2 pseudogenes are annotated in these 18352 nt (G+C 77.4%); both read left to right on the plus strand.

Going from position 1 to position 18352, the window contains the following annotated elements:
- Window positions 1-6: 6 nt before the first annotated feature.
- A pseudogene (locus tag GA0070213_RS32235) lies at window positions 7-8457 on the plus strand (type I polyketide synthase); the annotation flags it as partial.
- 43 nt (window positions 8458-8500) lie between these two features.
- Window positions 8501-18316, plus strand: a pseudogene (locus GA0070213_RS16800) (type I polyketide synthase); the annotation flags it as partial.
- Window positions 18317-18352: the final 36 nt, after the last annotated feature.

The raw sequence follows: 18352 nt of genomic DNA on the forward strand, positions 1-18352 counted from the left end.
ATGACCAACGAAGAGAAGCTCCGCGAATACCTCAAGCGCGTCACCGCCGACCTGGCCCAGGTCCGGCAGCGGCTGCGCGCGGTCGAGGAGGCGGACGCCGAGCCGATCGCCGTCATCGGGATGAGCTGCCGCTTCCCCGGCGACGCCGACACCCCGGAACGGTTCTGGGACCTGGTCCACGACGGCGTGGACGCGATGTCCCCGTTCCCGTCCGACCGGGGCTGGGACCTCGGCGCGATCCCGGCCGGGCTCGAACCGGTCGGCGGGTTCCTGCCCGACGCCGCCCGGTTCGACGCCGGCTTCTTCGGCATCTCGCCGCGCGAGGCGCTGGCCATGGACCCGCAGCAGCGGCTGCTGCTGGAGGTCACCTGGGAGGCGATCGAGCGGGCCGGCATCGACCCGTCCACGCTGCGCGGCAGCCGGACCGGCGTCTTCGCCGGGCTGATGTACCAGGACTACGCCAAGCGGATCCTCGACATCCCGGAGGGCGTCGAGACGTTCCTCGGCACCGGCAACACCGGCAGCGTGTTCTCCGGGCGGGTCGCGTTCACGCTCGGTCTGGAGGGGCCGGCGCTCACTGTCGACACCGCGTGCTCGTCGTCGCTGGTCGCCCTGCACCTCGCGGCCCGCTCGCTGCGCGCGCGGGAGACCAGCCTGGCGCTCGCCGGTGGCGTCACCGTGATGGTCAACCCGGACACGTTCCTCGACTTCGCCCGGCAGGGCGGCCTGGCCGGCGACGGCCGGTGCAAGTCCTTCGCCGACGGCGCGGACGGCACCGGCTGGTCCGAGGGCGCCGGCGTGCTGCTGCTGGAGCGGCTGAGCGACGCGCGCCGCCACGGGCACCCGGTGCTGGCCGTGGTGCGCGGCACCGCGGTGAACCAGGACGGTGCGTCCAGCGGGCTCACCACCCCCAACGGCCCGTCCCAGCAGCGGGTGATCGAGGACGCGCTACGCGACGCCGGGATCGAGGCGGCCGACGTGGACGCGGTCGAGGCGCACGGCACCGGCACCCGGCTCGGCGACCCGATCGAGGCCCAGGCGTTGCTGTCCACGTACGGGCAGGGCCGGGCGGCCGGCGCCGACCCGCTCTGGCTGGGCACGGTGAAGTCCAACGTGGGCCACACCCAGGCCGCCGCCGGCGTGGCCGGGGTCATCAAGATGGTGCTGGCCCTGCGGGCCGGGGTGCTGCCCCGTACCCTGCACGCCGCCGAGCCCACCCGGGAGGTCGACTGGTCCACGGGCGCGGTCCGCCTGCTCACCGAGGCGCGCGACTGGCCGGCCGGGGACCGGGTGCGACGCGCCGCGGTCTCCTCGTTCGGGATCAGCGGCACCAACGCCCACGTCATCGTCGAGGAGGCGCCGGCGTACGAGGCTCCGCCCACGCCGCCCGTCGGGGCCCCGGACGTCGTCCCGTGGCTGGTGTCGGCCCGGTCCGCTCCGGCGCTGCGCGCCCAGGCCGCCGCGCTCGCCGACGTCGCCGGCACCGGCACCGACCCGGCCGCGGTGGCGTACGCGCTGGCCGGCACCCGGACCGCGTTCGAGTACCGGGCCGTGGTGTTCGGCCGGGAGCCGGGCGACTTCGCACGGGCGTGCACCGCGCTGGCGACGGGTGCCGAGGACGGACCCGTCGTCGTGGTGGACGGCGCGCCGGCGGAGACGGTCGCGCTGGCCGCGCGCTGGGCCGCCGGGGAGCGGGTCGACGTGCTCACCGGCGAGTGGCCGGGGGAACCGCATCCGCTGCCCACGTACGCGTTCCAGCGGGAGCGCTACTGGCTCTCCGCCCCGACGGCCCGGGCGCTGTCCGGCACCACCGACGGCGCCTTCTGGGAGTCGGTGACCCGCCGCGACCACGACGGCCTGGCCCGGGCGCTACGCCTGGACTCGGAGGCCGAGCAGGCGTCGCTGACCGCGCTGCTGCCCGCGCTCGCCTCCTGGCACGAACGTCGCCGGACCGAGGCCGTCGTCGACTCCTGGCGCTACCGGGTGACCTGGCGTCCGCTGCCCGAGCCGCCCGCCGGCCGGCTGAGCGGCACCTGGCTGGTCGTCGGCGACGGCGACGACGTGGTCGAGGCGCTGCACGCGGCCGGGGCCCGCACCGTGCGCTGCCCGGCGGCGGCCGACGCCGAGAGCCTGACCGACGAACTGTTCGACGCGATCCTCGAAGCGGACGACATCACCGGCGTGGTGGCCCTGACCGACGGGCCCGCCGCGCCGGCCGGCGTCTCCGCCGGCGCGTCGGTGGCGCTGGCGCTGATCAAGGCGCTGGGTGCGGTGGGGCTGGACGCGCCACTGTGGTGCGTGACCCGCGGCGCGGTCTCCACCGGTCGGTCGGACCCGCTGCGCGAGCCGGACCAGGCCCAGGTGTGGGGGCTCGGCCGGGCCGCCGCGCTGGAGATCCCCCGGCGCTGGGGCGGCCTGGTCGACCTGCCGCCGGCGATGACCGTCCGGGACGGCCGCCGCTTCGCCGCGCTGCTGGCCGTCGCCGGCACGAACCCGGCCGCCGACGGGGAACCGGTCGAGGACCAGGTGGCCGTGCGCACCTCCGGTGTGTTCGGTCGGCGACTGGTGCGCGCGGGTGCCGCCGACCCCGCCGAGTCCTGGCGTCCCGGCGGGACGGTGCTGGTCACCGGCGGCACCGGGGCGGTCGGCGGGCACGTCGCCCGCTGGCTGGCCGGACGCGGCGCCCCACACGTCCTGCTGCTCAGCCGCGGCGGCCCCGACGCGCCGGGCGCCCGGGACCTCGTCGCCGAACTGTCGTCCGACACCACCACGGTGACCGTCGTCGCCTGCGACGTGGCCGACCGGGACGCGCTGGCCGGTGTGCTCGCCGGCATTCCCGCCGACCGGCCGCTCACCGCCGTCGTGCACGCCGCCGGGGCGGCCGACTCCGCCGCGCTCGCCGACGTGGACCCGGCCGGGTTCGCCGCCACCGTCCGGGCCAAGGTCGCCGGCGCGGCCCACCTGCACGCGCTCACCGCCGACCGGCCGCTGGAGCGGTTCGTCCTGATCTCCTCGGTCGCCGGGGTGTGGGGCGGCGGCGGGCAGGGCGCCTACAGCGCCGGCAACGCCTATCTCGACGCCCTCGCCGAGCGCCGCCGGTCCGCCGGGCTGGCCGCCACCGCGATCGCCTGGGGCGCCTGGGCCAGCGGTGGGATGGCGGCCGGGGACGACTCCGCCGCGTACCTGATCCGCCGCGGCCTGGTGCCGATGGCGCCGGCGGCGGCGGTCGAGGCGCTCGCGACCGCTGTCGACGCGGGCGACGCCGACCTGGTCGTCGCCGACGTCGACTGGCCGCGATTCGCGCCGGGCTTCCAGTCGGCGCGGCGCAGCGCGCTGCTCGCCGACCTGCCCGAGGCCGCCGTGACCGCCGAACCCGACGCCGACCCGGCCCGGCCGACGCTGCTCGCCGAACTCGCCGCCGCCGAACCGGGGGAGCGGGCGCGTCTCGTCCTGGCGACCGTGCTGGCCGAGGCCGCGGAGGTGCTCGGCCACGCCGGCGCGGACGCCGTCGAGGTCGACCGCGCCTTCGACGACCTCGGCTTCGACTCGGTGACCGCGGTCGAGCTGAGCGGCCGGCTGAAGGCCCGCACCGGGATCCGGCTGCCGGCCACGCTGATCTTCGACTACCCGACCCCGGCCGTGCTCGCGGCGCACATCGAGCGGCAGCTCGACGCCGTGCCGGCCGACGAGCCGGAGCCGGCGCCGCCGGTGGCCCGGCCGGAGACGGACGACGACCCGATCGCCATCGTCGCCGTCGGGTGCCGCTACCCGGGCGGCGTCCGGTCGCCGGAGGAGTTCTGGCGGCTGCTGGAGTCCGGCGGCGACGCCATCGGCGAGTTCCCGGGCGACCGGGGCTGGGACCCGGACGCCGACCCGGTCGACTACCCGCGCGCCGGCGGCTTCCTCTACGACGCCGGCGACTTCGACGCGGCGTTCTTCGACATCAGCCCGCGCGAGGCGCTGGCCATGGACCCGCAGCAGCGCGTCCTGCTGGAGACCGTCTGGGAGACCGTCGAGCGGGCCGGGATCGACCCGCACCGCCTGCGCGGCAGCGACACCGGCGTGTTCGTCGGCACCAACACCCAGGACTACGGCGTGGTGCTCACCAACACCGACACCGGCGCCGGCGGCCACCTGATCACCGGCGTCAGCGCCGCCGTCATCTCCGGTCGCCTGGCCTACACGTTCGGGTTGCAGGGCCCGGCCCTCTCGGTCGACACCGCGTGCTCCTCGTCGCTGGTCGCGCTCCAGCTCGCCGCCGCGGCGGTGCGCCGCGGCGAGTGCACGATGGCGCTCGCCGGCGGCGTCACCGTGATGGCCACCCCCGGCCCGTTCTCCGAGTTCGGCCGCCTCGGTGGGCTCGCCTCCGACGGCCGGTGCCGGCCGTTCGCCGCCGCCGCCGACGGCACCGGCTGGAGCGAGGGGGCCGGCGTGGTGCTCATCGAGCGGCTCAGCGACGCGCGCCGCAACGGTCACCCCGTCCTCGGGCTGGTGCGCGGCGGGGCGCTCAACCAGGACGGGGCCAGCAACGGCTTCACCGCCCCCAACGGCCCGGCCCAGCAGCGCGTCATCCGGGCGGCCCTCGCCGACGCCGGCCTGCACTCCTCGGAGGTGGACCTGGTCGAGGCGCACGGCACCGCCACGACGCTCGGCGACCCGATCGAGGCGCAGGCGCTGCTCGCCACGTACGGGCAGGAACGCCCGGCCGACCGGCCGCTCCGGCTCGGCTCGGTGAAGTCCAACATCGGCCACACCCAGGCCGCCGCCGGCATCGCCGGGATCATCAAGATCCTGCTCGCCATGCGGCACGGCGTGCTGCCCCGCACCCTGCACGTCGACGCGCCCACCCCGCACGTCGACTGGAGCGCCGGCGCGGTCGAGCTGGTCACCGAGACGCAACCCTGGCCGGAGACCGGCCGCCCCCGCCGGGCCGCCGTGTCGTCCTTCGGCGCGAGCGGCACCAACGCCCACCTCGTCATCGAGCAGGCCCCGGCCGACGCGCCGGCCGAGCCGGACCCGGCGACCCCCGCCGACGGCGGGCCGGTGCCGTGGGTGCTCTCCGGGCGCTCCGCCGAGGCGGTCCGGGCCCAGGCCCAACGCCTGCGCGCGTATCTGGCGGAGCACGCCGCCCGGCCGGTGGCCGACGTCGCCGCGGCCCTCGCCCGGCGGTCCCGGTTCGAGCACCGGGCCGTCGTGGTCGGCCACGACCCGGCCGACCTCACCGGCGGCCTGGCCGCGCTCGCCACCGGTGAGCCGGCGCCCGGCGTCGTGCACGGCGTCGCCCGGAGTACGGCCGAGGCGGTCTTCGTCTTCCCCGGCCAGGGCTCGCAGTGGGCCGGCATGGCCCGGGAGCTCTACCGGCGCCATCCCGCCTTCGCCGCACGCTTCGACGCCTGCGCGCACGCCCTCACCCCGCACCTCGACTGGTCCGCCCACGACGTGCTGCTCGGCGTCGAGGGCGCCCCGGCGCTCGATCGCGACGACGTCGTCCAGCCGATGCTGTTCGCCGTGATGGTGGCGCTGGCCGAGGTGTGGCGCTCGCACGGCGTCCGCCCGTCCGCGGTGGTCGGGCACAGCCAGGGCGAGATCGCGGCGGCCTGCGTGGCCGGCGCGCTCAGCCTGACCGACGCCGCCACCGTGGTCGCGCTGCGCTCCCGGGAGCTGCGCCTGATCGCCGGCCGCGGTGGCCTGGTGTCGGTCGCGCTGCCGCTGGACGAGGCCACCGGATGGATCGCGCCGTGGGCCGACCGGCTGGAGGTCGCCGTGGTCAACGGCCCGACCGCCGTCGTGGTCGGCGGCGACGAGGAGGCGCTGACCGAGCTGCTCGCGGCCGGCGAGACCGCCGGCGTACGGGTCAAGCGCGTCCCGGTCGTCTACGCGTCGCACACCGCGCACGTCGAGGAGCTGCGCGAGCCGATGCGGCGACTGCTGGCCGGGGTGACCGGCCGTCCGTCGACGGTGCCCCTCTACTCGTCGGTCACCGGCGAGCGCCTGGACACCACGACCATGGACGGCGCGTACTGGTTCCGCAACCTGCGCGAGACGGTCCGCTTCGACCGGGCGGTCCTCGCCATGCCGGACGGCGCCGTGTTCCTGGAGATCAGCCCGCACCCGGTGCTCGCCGTGCCGCTCGCCGAGCTGCTGACCGACGCCGGACGCCGCTCCGACGTGGTCGGCACGCTCCGCCGCGACGACGGCGGCCCGCGGCGGCTGCTGACCAGCCTCGCCGAGGCGTACGTGCGGGGGGTGCCGGTGGACTGGTCGACCGTGTCACCCCCGGCCGGGGCGGTCGCCGACCTGCCCACGTACGCGTTCCAGCGCCGGCGGTTCTGGCCGCTGCCGTCCGCCACCCCGGCCCCGGCGCCGGGCGCCGCCGCCGGCTTCGAGGCGTCCTTCTGGGACGCCGTCGACCGGTCCGACGCCGAGTCGCTGGCCGGCACGCTGGCCGTGGACCGGCCGGACGCGGTGCGCGAGCTGCTGCCCGCCCTGTCCGCCTGGCACCGTCGTGGCGTGCGGTCCGGCCGGCTCGACGGCCTGCGGTACGTCGCCGGCTGGACGGCGGCCGCCGACCGGCCGTCCGCGCCGCTGACCGGACGGTGGGTGGTGGTGGTCCCGCCCGCGTACGCCGCCGACCCGGACGTCCTCGCCGCCCTCGCCGCCCTCACCGCGGCGGGCGCCGAGACCACCGTGGTGGCCGGTGATGCCGCCCCGGCGGAGCAGCTCGACGGCGCGGCCGGCGTGCTGTCGTTCCTCGCCCTCGACGAGGCCCCGCACCCGGAGCACCCGGTCGTCACCGCCGGGCTCGCCGCGACCGTGGCCCTGCTGCGGGCCGTGACGCAGGGCCGGCTGTGGTGCGTGACGCGCGGCGCGGTCGCCGTCGGCGCCGAGCCGGTGGACCGCCCGGAGCAGGCCGCGGTCTGGGGTCTCGGCCGGGTCGCCGCGCTGGAGAGCCCCTCCCGCTGGGGCGGCCTGATCGACCTGCCGACCTCCCCGGACGGCCGCGCCGCGGACCGGCTCGTCGCCGCGCTGTCCGGCGCCGACGGCGAGGACCAGATCGCGCTGCGGACCGCCGGCGCGTTCCTGCGCCGCATCGAGCGGGCGCCGGTCGGGCCGAAGCCCGCCCGACCGTGGACGCCGAGCGGCACCGTGCTGGTGACCGGCGGCACCGGCGCGCTGGGCGAGCGGGTCGCGCGCTGGCTCGCCGGCCGGGGTGCCGAGCACCTGGTGCTGGTGGGCCGCGGTGGCCGCGCCGTGCCCGAGCTGGCCGACGAGCTGGCCGCGACCGGCAGCCGGGTGACGGTCGCCGCCTGCGACCTCACCGACCGCGACCAGGTACGCGACCTGCTCGACGGCCTGGCGGCAGCCGGTGACCCGGTTCGCGCCGTGTTCCACGTCGCCGGCGTCAACACCCTCGTCGATGTGGCCGACACCGGGCCGGACGAGCTGGCCGCGATCGCCTCCGGCAAGGTCGCCGGCGCCCGGCACCTGGCGGAGCTGCTCGACCCGGCGCAGCTCGACACCGTGGTCTACTTCTCGTCGATCGCGGCGACCTGGGGCGGTGGCCGGCACGGCGCGTACGCCGCGGCCAATGCCTACCTCGACGCGCTCGCCCGCAGCCGCCGGGCCCCGGCCGCCCGGGTGCTCTCGGTCGCCTGGGGGCCGTGGCGCGGCGGGGGCATGGTGCACCCGGACGCGGAGAGCGGCATGCGCCGCATCGGCCTGCCGCTGCTCGACCCGGACGACGCCGTCGCCGCCCTCGAACAGGCGCTGGAGCACGGCGACACCACCGTCACCGTGGCCGACGTGGACTGGGCACGGTTCGCGCGGGCGTTCACCGCGCCACGGCCCAGTCCGTTGATCGCCGACCTGCCGGACGTCGCCGGCTGGCGCGACGCGGCCCCGGAGCCCGGCGGCGACCCGGACCAGGACACCACCCGTCGGGAGCTGGCGGCGCTCGCCCCGGCCGATCGGGAACGGGCGCTGCTCGACCTGGTCCGGTCGCACGTCGCGGCGGTGCTCGGGCACGTCTCCAGCGGCGCGATCGAACCCGGCCGCGCGTTCCGCGAACTCGGCCTGGACTCGCTCACCTCGGTCGAGCTGCGGGACCGGCTGGCCGAGGCCACCGGCCTGACCCTGCCGGCGACGCTGGTGTTCGACCACCCGACCCCGGCGGCGCTGGCCGCCTGGATCGCCGCCGAACTCGGCCCGGCGGACGCGGTGGACGCTCTGCCCTCGGAGGCCGAGCTGGACCGGCTCGACTCCGCGCTGGCCGACCTGCCCGCCGACGACATCGACCGGATCCGCATCGTGCTCCGGCTCGAAGCCCTGCTCGACCGGCACGCCCGCGGCGCCGCCCCGGCCGTGCCGGCCGTCGACCCCGACCTCATCGACAAGCTCGGTTCGGCCTCCAGCGAAGAACTCTTCGCCCTCGTGGACCAGGACCTCGGCCTCGCCTGACCCTCCCGGAAGGATCGATGTTCGCATGGACAACGAGGAGAAACTGCGCGGCTATCTGGCGCGGGTCATCGCCGAGTTGCACGACACCCGGCAGCGGCTGCGTACCGCCGAGTCGGGCGACCAGGAACCGATCGCGATCGTCGCGATGGGCTGCCGGCTGCCCGGCGGCGTCACCGGACCGGACGACCTGTGGCGACTGGTCGCCGGCGAGGTCGACGCGGTCGGCCCGATTCCCGCCGACCGGGGTTTCGACCTGGCCGACTACTACGACCCGGACCCGGAGCACGCGGGCACGACGTACTCCGCCGCCGGCGGCTACGTGGCCGACGCGACCATGTTCGACAGCGGCTTCTTCGGCATCAGCCCGCGCGAGGCCATCGCGATGGACCCGCAGCAGCGGATGATCCTGGAGGTGTGCTGGGAGACCGTCGAGCGGGCCGGCATCGCGCCGACCGCGCTGCGCGGCACCCCCACCGGCGTCTTCCTCGGCGCCAGCTCGCTCGGCTACAGCGCCGGCGCGGTCGGCGCGGCCACCGGGTCCGAGGGCTACCTGGTCACCGGCAGCTCGCTGTCGGTGGTGTCCGGGCGCGTCGCGTACGTCCTCGGCACCGAGGGCCCCACGCTCACCGTGGACACCGCCTGCTCGTCGTCGAGCGTCAGCCTGCACCTGGCCACCCAGGCGCTGCGCCGGCAGGAGTGCACCCTGGCCATCGCCGGCGGCGTGACCGTCATCCCCAACCCGATCAGCGTGCTGGAGCTCAGCCGCCAGCGGGTGCTCGCCGCCGACGGCCGGTGCAAGGCGTTCGGGGCCGGCGCCGACGGCATGGGCTTCGCCGAGGGCGCCGCGGTGCTGCTGCTGGAGCGGCTCGGCGACGCGCGCCGCAACGGCCACGAGGTGCTCGCGGTGATCCGCGGCTCGGCGGTCAACTCCGACGGCGCCTCCAACGGCCTGACCGCGCCGAGCGGCCCGGCCCAGCAACGCGTCATCCGGGCGGCGCTGGCCGACGCCCGGCTCTCGCCCGAACAGATCGACACCGTCGAGGCGCACGGCACCGGCACTCCGCTCGGCGACCCGATCGAGGCCCGGTCACTGATCGCCACGTACGGCCGGCAGCGGCCCCCGGGCCGCCCGCTGCACCTCGGCTCGCTGAAGTCGAACATCGGCCACATCCAGCAGGGCGCCGGCGTCGCCGGCGTGATCAAGATGGTGCTGGCCATCCGGCACGGCCTGCTGCCCCGCACCCTGCACGCCGACACCGCGACGCCGCACGTCGACTGGAGCGCGGGCGACGTGAGCCTGCTGACCGAGGCCCGGCCCTGGCCGGAGACCGGCGCGCCGAGGCGGGCGGCGGTCTCCTCGTTCGGGATCAGCGGCACCAACGTGCACACCGTCGTCGAGCAGGCGCCGCCGGTCGAGCCCGCGCCGGAGCGGGACCCGCGGCCGGAGACCGGCCCGCTGCCCTGGGTCGTCACCGGCCGCACCCCGGAGGGGCTGCGGGCCCAGGCCGGGCGGCTGCGGGAGTTCGTCGACGGGGCCGGCGATCTGGACCGGGCCGACGTGGCGTGGTCGCTGGTCGCCTCCCGGGGCCGGCACGAGCACCGGGCGGTGGTGGTGGCCGCGGACACCGGGACCGCCGCGGCCGGGCTGGCCGCCGTCGAGGCGGGCGAGCCCTCGCCGTACGCGCTGACCGGGGCGGCCGGCTCCGGCAAGCTCGCGTTCCTCTTCCCCGGCCAGGGCGTGCAGCGCGCCGGCATGGGCCGGGAGCTGTACGCGGCGTACCCGGCGTTCGCGGCGGCGTTCGACGAGGTGTGCGCGGCCTTCGGCCCGCTGCTCGACCGGCCGCTGCGCGACGTGGTGTTCACCTCCGACGACGCCGGGCTGCTCGACCGCACCACCTGGACCCAGCCGGCGACGTTCGCCGTCGAGGTCGCGCTGTTCCGGCTCTTCGAGTCCTGGGGGGTCCGACCCGACTACCTGCTCGGGCACTCGTTCGGCGAGGTGGTGGCCGCGCACGTCGGCGGCGTGCTCACGCTCGTCGACGCCTGCGAGCTGGTCGCCGCGCGCGGCCGGCTGATGGACGAGCTGCCGCCCGGCGGGGTGATGATGGCGGTCCGGGCGAGCGCCGACGAGGCACGCGAGGCACTGACCGGGTACGCCGGCCGGGCCGACCTGGCCGCGGTCAACGGCCCGTCCTCGGTGGTGGTCTCCGGCGACCGGGACGCGGTCGAGGAGTTGGCCGTCCACTGGCGGGACGCCGGCCGCAAGACCACGATGCTGCGCGGCTCGTACGCGTTCCACTCGGCCCGGATGGATCCGATCCTGGCCGAGCTCGGCGCGGTGGGCGCGCGCCTGACCCACGCCGAGCCCACCATCCCGATCGTCTCGGACGTGACCGGCGCGCCGGCCGGGCCGGAGATGCGCTCCGGCGACTACTGGGCCCGGCACGCCCGGTCGGCCGTCCGTTTCGCCGACGGCGTCGACTGGCTGCGCCGTGAGGGCGTCACCCGTTTCCTCGAACTCGGCCCGGACGGCACCCTCACCGGGCTGGTCCGGCTCACCCTGGACGAGACCCCGGACGCCGTGCCCGGTGAGGCGCCCGCGCTGGCGACGGCGCTGCGGGCGGACCGCCCGGAAGCCGAGGCCGCGGTACGCGCGCTGGCCCAGCTCCACGCGCACGGGGTCGAGGTCGACTGGACCGCGTTCTTCGCCGCCGCGCGGCCCCGGCTCCACCCACTCCCGACCACCGCGTTCCTGCGGCAGCGCTACTGGATCGACGCGCCGGCCGGGGCGGCCGCCCCGCACGCCGGCCCGGCCGATCCGGCGGAGACGCTGTTCTGGGAGGCGGTCGAGCGCCGCGACCTCGACGGCGTCGCCGGCACGCTCGGGCTGGACCCCGCCGAGGGGCTCCAGGACGTGTTGCCCGCCCTCTCCGCCTGGCGCGGTCGCCGCCGCACCGAGTCCACGGTGGACTCCTGGCGCTACCGCACGGCGTGGAAGCCGGTGGCCGACCTGCCGGCCGGGACGCTCGACGGCACCTGGTTGCTGGTGCACGACGCCGGCGACGCCGCCGGGGCGGCCGAGGTGACCGCCGCGCTGCGCCGGGCCGGCGCCGAGGTGCTGGCCGTCGCCGTCGACGCGCCGGCCACCGACCGGGCCGAGCTGACCGAGCTGCTGCTCGACGCGCTCGCCGAGGCCGACCCGGCGGGCGTCGTCTCACTGCTGGCCACCGTGGAGACGCCGGCCGGCGGGGTGGACGCCGTCCCGGCCGGGCTCGCCGCCACCGTGGCGCTGGTGCAGGCGCTCGGCGACGCGGGCACCCCGGCGCCGCTGTGGTGCCTGACCCGCGGCGCGGTCTCGACCGGCCGGTCCGACCCGCAACGCGGCGTCGCGGCGGCGCAGGTGTGGGGCTTCGGCCGGGTCGCCGCGCTGGAGCTGCCGGACCGCTGGGGCGGCCTGGTCGACCTGCCCGAGGAGCTGTCCGAGCGGGACGGCCGGCGGCTGGCGGGCGTGCTGGGCGGCGGCCACGGCGAGGACCAACTCGCCGTCCGCGGCTCCGGCGTCCTCGCCCGTCGCCTCGTCCGCGCGGCGCCGGCCCCCGCCGGCCCGGCCCGCCGGGGTACGGACGGAACCGTCCTCGTCACCGGCGGCACCGGCGCCCTCGGCGCCACGATCGCCCGCTGGCTGGCCGACCGCGGCGTCCCGCACGTGCTGCTGGTCAGCCGGCGCGGACCGGACGCGCCCGGCGCGGACGAGCTGGTGACCGAGCTGACCGGGCGCGGCACCGCGGTGACGGTGGCGGCCTGCGACGTCGCCGACCGGGACGCGCTGGCCGGGGTGCTGGCCGCGATTCCCGCCGACCACCCGCTGACCGGGGTCGTGCACGCCGCCGCGGTCGTCGACGACGGGGTGATCGACACGCTCGACCCGGCGCGGCTCGCCACCGTGCTGCACGCCAAGGCGGCCGCCGCCGAGGTGCTGGACGACCTCACCGCCGACCGGCCGCTCTCGATGTTCGTCCTGTTCAGCTCGATCGCCGGCACGATCGGCGCCGCCGGCCAGGCCAACTACGCCGCCGCCAACGCCGCCCTGGACGCGCTGGCCCGGCGCCGCCGCGACCGGGGACAGGTGGCCACGTCGATCGCCTGGGGCGCGTGGGCCGGCGCCGGCCTGGCCGCCGACGAGGTGGTCCAGCGCCGGCTGCGGACCGCCGGGGTCCCGCCGATGGACCCGGCGACCGCGATGTCGGCCCTGGCCGCCGCCGTCGACCGGGACGAGACCGACGTCGCCGTGGTGGACATCGACTGGCCCCGGTTCGCCCCCGCGTTCACCGCCACCCGGCCCAGCCCGCTCATCGCCGACCTGGCCGAGGTGCGGGCGGTTACGCCGGAACCCGGCGCCGGCGACGAGGGCCCGGCCGGCACCCTGGCCGACCGCCTCGCCGCGGCCGACCCGGCCGAGCGGCCGGCCGTCCTGCTGGACCTCGTCCGCGGGCACGCCGCGCTGGTGCTCGGCCACCCGTCGGGCGACGCCATCGAACCGGCGAAGGCGTTCCGCGACCTCGGCTTCGACTCGCTCACCGCGCTCGACCTGCGCAACCTGCTGGCCGGCGTCACCGGGCTGCGGCTGCCGGCCACCCTGGTCTTCGACTACCCGACCCCGCACGACCTCGCCGGGCACCTGCTCGGCGAGCTGGTGGCCGGCGGGGACCCGGCCGCCGCGCCGGACCCGATCGCCGTGCCCGACGCCGAGCCGCTGGCGATCATCGGGATGGCCTGCCGGTTCCCCGGCGGCGTCCGGTCACCGGAGGAACTGTGGCGGCTGCTGGCCGACGGCGGCGACGGCGTCTCCGGGTTCCCCACCGACCGGGGTTGGCCGGAGATCCGGGACGCGGGCTTCGCGCCCGAGGGCGGCTTCCTGTACGACGCCGCGCTGTTCGACGGCGGCCTGTTCGGGATCTCGCCGCGCGAGGCGGTCGCCATGGACCCGCAGCAGCGGCAGTTGCTGGAGACCGCCTGGGAGACGTTCGAGCGGGCCGGGTTGGACCCGCGCTCGCTGCGCGGCAGCGCCACCGGCGTGTTCGTCGGCGGCGCCTCGACCGGCTACGGCGTCGGGGTCGCGCTGCCGCCGGACGCCGAGGGCCACTACATGACCGGCAACGCCGGCAGCGTGATGTCCGGCCGGATCTCCTACACGTTCGGCCTGGAGGGGCCGGCCGTCACCATCGACACGGCGTGCTCCTCGGCGCTCGTCGCGCTGCACCTGGCGGCGCAGGCGCTGCGCCGCGGCGAGTGCGCCATGGCGCTCGTCGGCGGCGTGACGGTGATGCCGACCCCGGCGGTGTTCGCCGAGTTCGGCAAGCAGGGCGGGCTCGCCGCCGACGGCCGGTGCAAGCCGTTCGCGGCGGCGGCCGACGGCACCGGCTGGTCCGAGGGCGCCGGGCTGGTGCTGCTGGAACGGCTCTCCGACGCCCGACGGCACGGTCACGAGGTGCTCGCCGTGGTGCGCGGGACCGCGGTCAACCAGGACGGGGCGTCCAACGGGCTCACCGCGCCGAACGGCCCGTCCCAGCAGCGGGTGATCCGGCAGGCCCTGGCCGACGCCGGGATCGACGCGTCCGACGTGGACGCGGTCGAGGCGCACGGCACCGGCACCACGCTCGGCGACCCGATCGAGGCGCAGGCGCTGATCGCCACGTACGGGCGGGACCGGCCGGCGGACCGCCCGCTGCGGCTGGGCTCGGTCAAGTCGAACCTCGGGCACACCCAGTTCGCGGCCGGCGCGGCCGGGCTGATCAAGATGGTGCTCGCGTTGCGCCACCACGAGCTGCCCCGCTCGCTGCACGTCGACACGCCCACCCCGCACGTCGACTGGGCGGCCGGCGCGGTCGAGCTGCTCACCGAGCCGACGCCGTGGACGCCGGGGGAGCGGCCCCGCCGGGCCGGCATCTCCGCGTTCGGCATCAGTGGCACCAACGCCCACGTCATCGTGGAGGAGGCACCCCCGACGCCGGCGCGGGACGAGCCGGCCGCGGGGTCGGGCCCGGTGCCCGTACCGCTGGCGGCCCGGACCGCCGACGGGCTGTGGGCCCAGGCGGCGCGGCTGCGCGCCTTCGTCGCCGAGGGCGCCGACACGCCCGCGGACATCGGCTTCACGCTGGCGACCGGGCGGGCCGCGCTCGACCATCGGGCGGTCGTGCTCGCCGCCGACCGGGCCGGGCTGATCGCCGGGCTGGACGCGCTGGCGGCCGGCGACCCGGAGGCCGGCGGCGTGCCGCACGGCCGCGCCACCGAGGGCCGGCTGGCGATGATGTTCACCGGCCAGGGGGCCCAGCGCCTCGGGATGGGCCGCGAACTGCACGACCGCTTCCCCGCCTACGCGGACGCCTTCGACGCCGCCTGCGCCCGCTTCGACGCCCTGCTGGACCGCCCGCTGCGCGACGTGCTCGACGCGGACGCCGACGCGCTCGACCGGACCGGCTACGCGCAGGCCGCGTTGTTCGCCGTCGAGGTGGCCCTGTACCGGCTGCTGGAGTCGTGGGGGATCCGCCCGCACGCGGTGCTCGGCCACTCGATCGGCGAGATCGTCGCCGCGCACGTCGCCGGCGTGCTGTCGCTGGACGACGCCTGCACGCTCGTCGCCGCCCGGGGCCGCCTGATGGACGCGCTGCCGGCCGGCGGCGCGATGCTCGCGGTCCAGGCCGACGAGGACGAGGTCCGCGCCGCCCTGCGTGCCGGCGTCGAGATCGCCGCGGTCAACGCGCCGCGCGCCGTCGTCGTCTCCGGCGACGAGGACGCCGTCGACGCGGTCGCCGCGCACTTCGCCGGGCTCGGCCGCCGCACCAGCCGGCTGCGCGTCTCGCACGCGTTCCACTCGGCGCGGATGGAGCCGATGCTCGCCGAGTTCGCCGGCGTGCTCGCCGGGCTGACCCACCAGCGGCCGCGGATCCCGGTCGTCTCCAACCTCACCGGCGAGCCGGTCGAGGAGTTCTCCGCCGCGTACTGGCTGCGGCAGGTGCGCGAGCCGGTGCGCTTCGCCGACGGGATCGGCCACCTCGCCGCGGCCGGCGTCACGCGGTTCGTCGAGGTCGGCCCGGCCGGCGTGCTGACCGGCATGGCCCGGCTGTCACTCCCCGACGCCGACGCGCCGCTGGTGGTGCCGACGCTGCGCGACGGCCGGGACGAGACCGGTTCCGTCCTCGAGGCGCTGGCCCGCCTGCACGTCGCCGGCGTCTCCCCGGACTGGACCGCGGTCCTCGCCGGCTCCGGCGGCCGGCGCGTGCCGGCGCCGACGTACGCGTTCCAGCACCAGCGCTACTGGTTGACGCCGGAACCGGCGGTGGACGCGGTCGAGGCGACGCCGTGGCGCTACCGGGTCGCCTGGGCCGCGCTGCCCGACGGCACCGCCGGCACGCTCACCGGCGACTGGCTGGTCGTCGCGCCCGGGGATCCCGAGGTGCGCGCGCTCGCCGACCTGGTCGCCGCGGCGCTGCGGAACCGGGGCGTGCTGCCCACCGTGCTGACCGCGGCGGAGATCGGGCCCGGCGCGTCCCCGGCGGGCGTGGTGGCGCTCGCGCCGACCCTCGACTCGACGATCGACCTGGTGAACCGGATCGACGCGCCGCTGTGGACGGTGTCCCGGGGCGCGGTGGCCCAGGGCCGCTCGGACGCCCCGGTGGACCCCGACCAGGCCGCCGTCTGGGGCCTGGCCCGGGTGATCGCGCTGGAGCACCCGGAGCGCTGGGGCGGCCTGGTCGACCTGCCGGCCGTCGTCGACGACCGGGTGGCGGCGGAACTCGTCCGGGTCCTCGCCTCCGGCGCCGACGACCAGGTGGCGTTGCGGCCGGCCGGCACGTTCGGGCGGCGACTCGTCCGGGCGCCGCTGACCGCCGCGCCCGCCCCCTGGAAGCCGGAGGGCACCGTGCTGGTCACCGGCGGCACCGGCGCGCTCGGCCGGCGCCTGGCCCGGTGGCTGGCCGACCGCGGCGCCCCGCACGTCGTGCTGGCCGGCCGCGCCGCCACGAGCGGCCCGGAACTGGACGAGCTGGCCGCGTCGGGCACCCGGGTCACGGTGGTGGCCTGCGACGTCGCCGACCGCACCGCCCTCGCCGGGCTGCTCGACCGGATCGGCGCCGACGAACCGCTCACCGCCGTCTTCCACGCCGCCGGGGTGCGGGACGACACCGCGCTCGCGGCCCTGACGCCGGAGACCGTCGCGACCGCCCTGGCCGCCAAGGTGACCGGGGCCCGGCACCTGGACGAGCTGACCCGGGACCTGCCGCTGACGGCCTTCGTGCTGTTCTCCTCCGCCGCCGGCGTCTGGGGCGGCAGCCGGCAGGCCACCACGGCCGCCGCCGGCGCCTACCTCGACGCGCTCGCCGAGCGGCGGCGGGCGGCCGGCCGGCCGGCCACGTCCGTCGCCTGGGGGCCGTGGGACGACCCCGAGGGCGTCTCCGGCGCACCGGAGATCCGTGACCGGCTGGAGCGCCTCGGCCTGCCGGCCATGGCGCCGGGCGAGGCGCTCGCCGCGCTCGGCCAGGCGGTCGAGCACGACGACACCACGCTCGTCGTCGCCGACGTCCGCTGGCAGCCGTTCGTCGAGACGATGACCGCGAGCGGCCCGCGGCCGTTCTTCGACGGCGTGCCCGAGGTACGCGGCCTCGCCGCCCGGTCGCAGTCGCCGGCCCCCGGCGCGCGGGAGCTGCGTGAGACGCTGCTCGCTGCGCCCGCGCACGAGCGGCGGCCGATCCTGCTCGACCTGGTCCGCGACCACGCCGCGCGCGTCCTCGGCCACCCGTCGGCCGAGGCGGTGGGCGCCGACGACAAGTTCCTCGAGCTGGGCTTCGACTCGCTGACCTCGATCGAGCTGCGCACCCGGCTGCAGACGGCCACCGGCCTGACGCTGAGCTCCACGGCGGCGTTCGACCACCCGTCGGCGGTGCTGCTGGCCGCGCACGTGGAGCAGGTGCTGCTCGCCTCGGCCGGGGTGACCGGCGACCCGGCGGCGCCGCTGCTGGGCATCGCCCCGGACGACGAGAACCCGGTCGGCCTGCTCAACTCGCTCTACCGCGAGGCGATCCGGACGAACCGGGTCGTCGACTTCATGAAGATGGCGTACGAGGCCTCGCAGTTCCGGCCGGTCTTCACCGACCCGGCCCAGATGGCGGACGGGCCGTACCCGGTGACCCTGGTGCGCGGCGACCGCACGCCCCGGCTGGTGTGCCACACCGGCACCACGGCGGCCGGCGGCCCGCACGAGTTCGCCCGCTTCGCCGCGGCGTTTCGGGGCGAGCGCGACGTGTCGGTGCTGCCGGTGCCCGGCTTCGGTCGCGGCGAGCTGCTGCCGGCCGACGCGTACGTGATGCTCGCCTGGCAGGCCCGGTGCCTGCGCGAGCTGGTGGGGGACGACCCGTTCGTCCTGGTCGGGCACTCCGGCGGCGGGATCCTGGCGCACGCGCTGACCCGCTACCTGGAGGAGGAGGACGTGGTGCCGGCCGGCCTGGTCCTGGTCGACACCTACCCGCTGTCCCGGCCGATGCACGAGGTCTGGCAGAACGAGCTGTCCACCGGCGTCATCGAGCGGCAGCACCAGTACGTGCCGATGGACGACATCCGGCTCACCGCGCAAGGGCACTACGGCGTGATGAGCGGCGGCTTCGAGGCCCGCGAGATCGAGACGCCGACGCTCGTGGTGCGGGCCACCGAGCCGCTGGGCCCGTGGGACCGCGACGACGACTGGCGGGCCGGTTGGGAGCTGCCGCACACCGCCGTCGACGTGACCGGCAACCACTTCTCGATCATGGCCGAGCACGCGGGCGAGACGGCCGCCGCGGTCACCGGGTGGCTGGCCGGGCTGCGCTGAGCGCACGACGAGGGGGCCCAGGCGTCCGCCTGGGCC

The organism is Micromonospora humi (assembly GCF_900090105.1).
GTDB classification, from domain to species: domain Bacteria; phylum Actinomycetota; class Actinomycetes; order Mycobacteriales; family Micromonosporaceae; genus Micromonospora; species Micromonospora humi.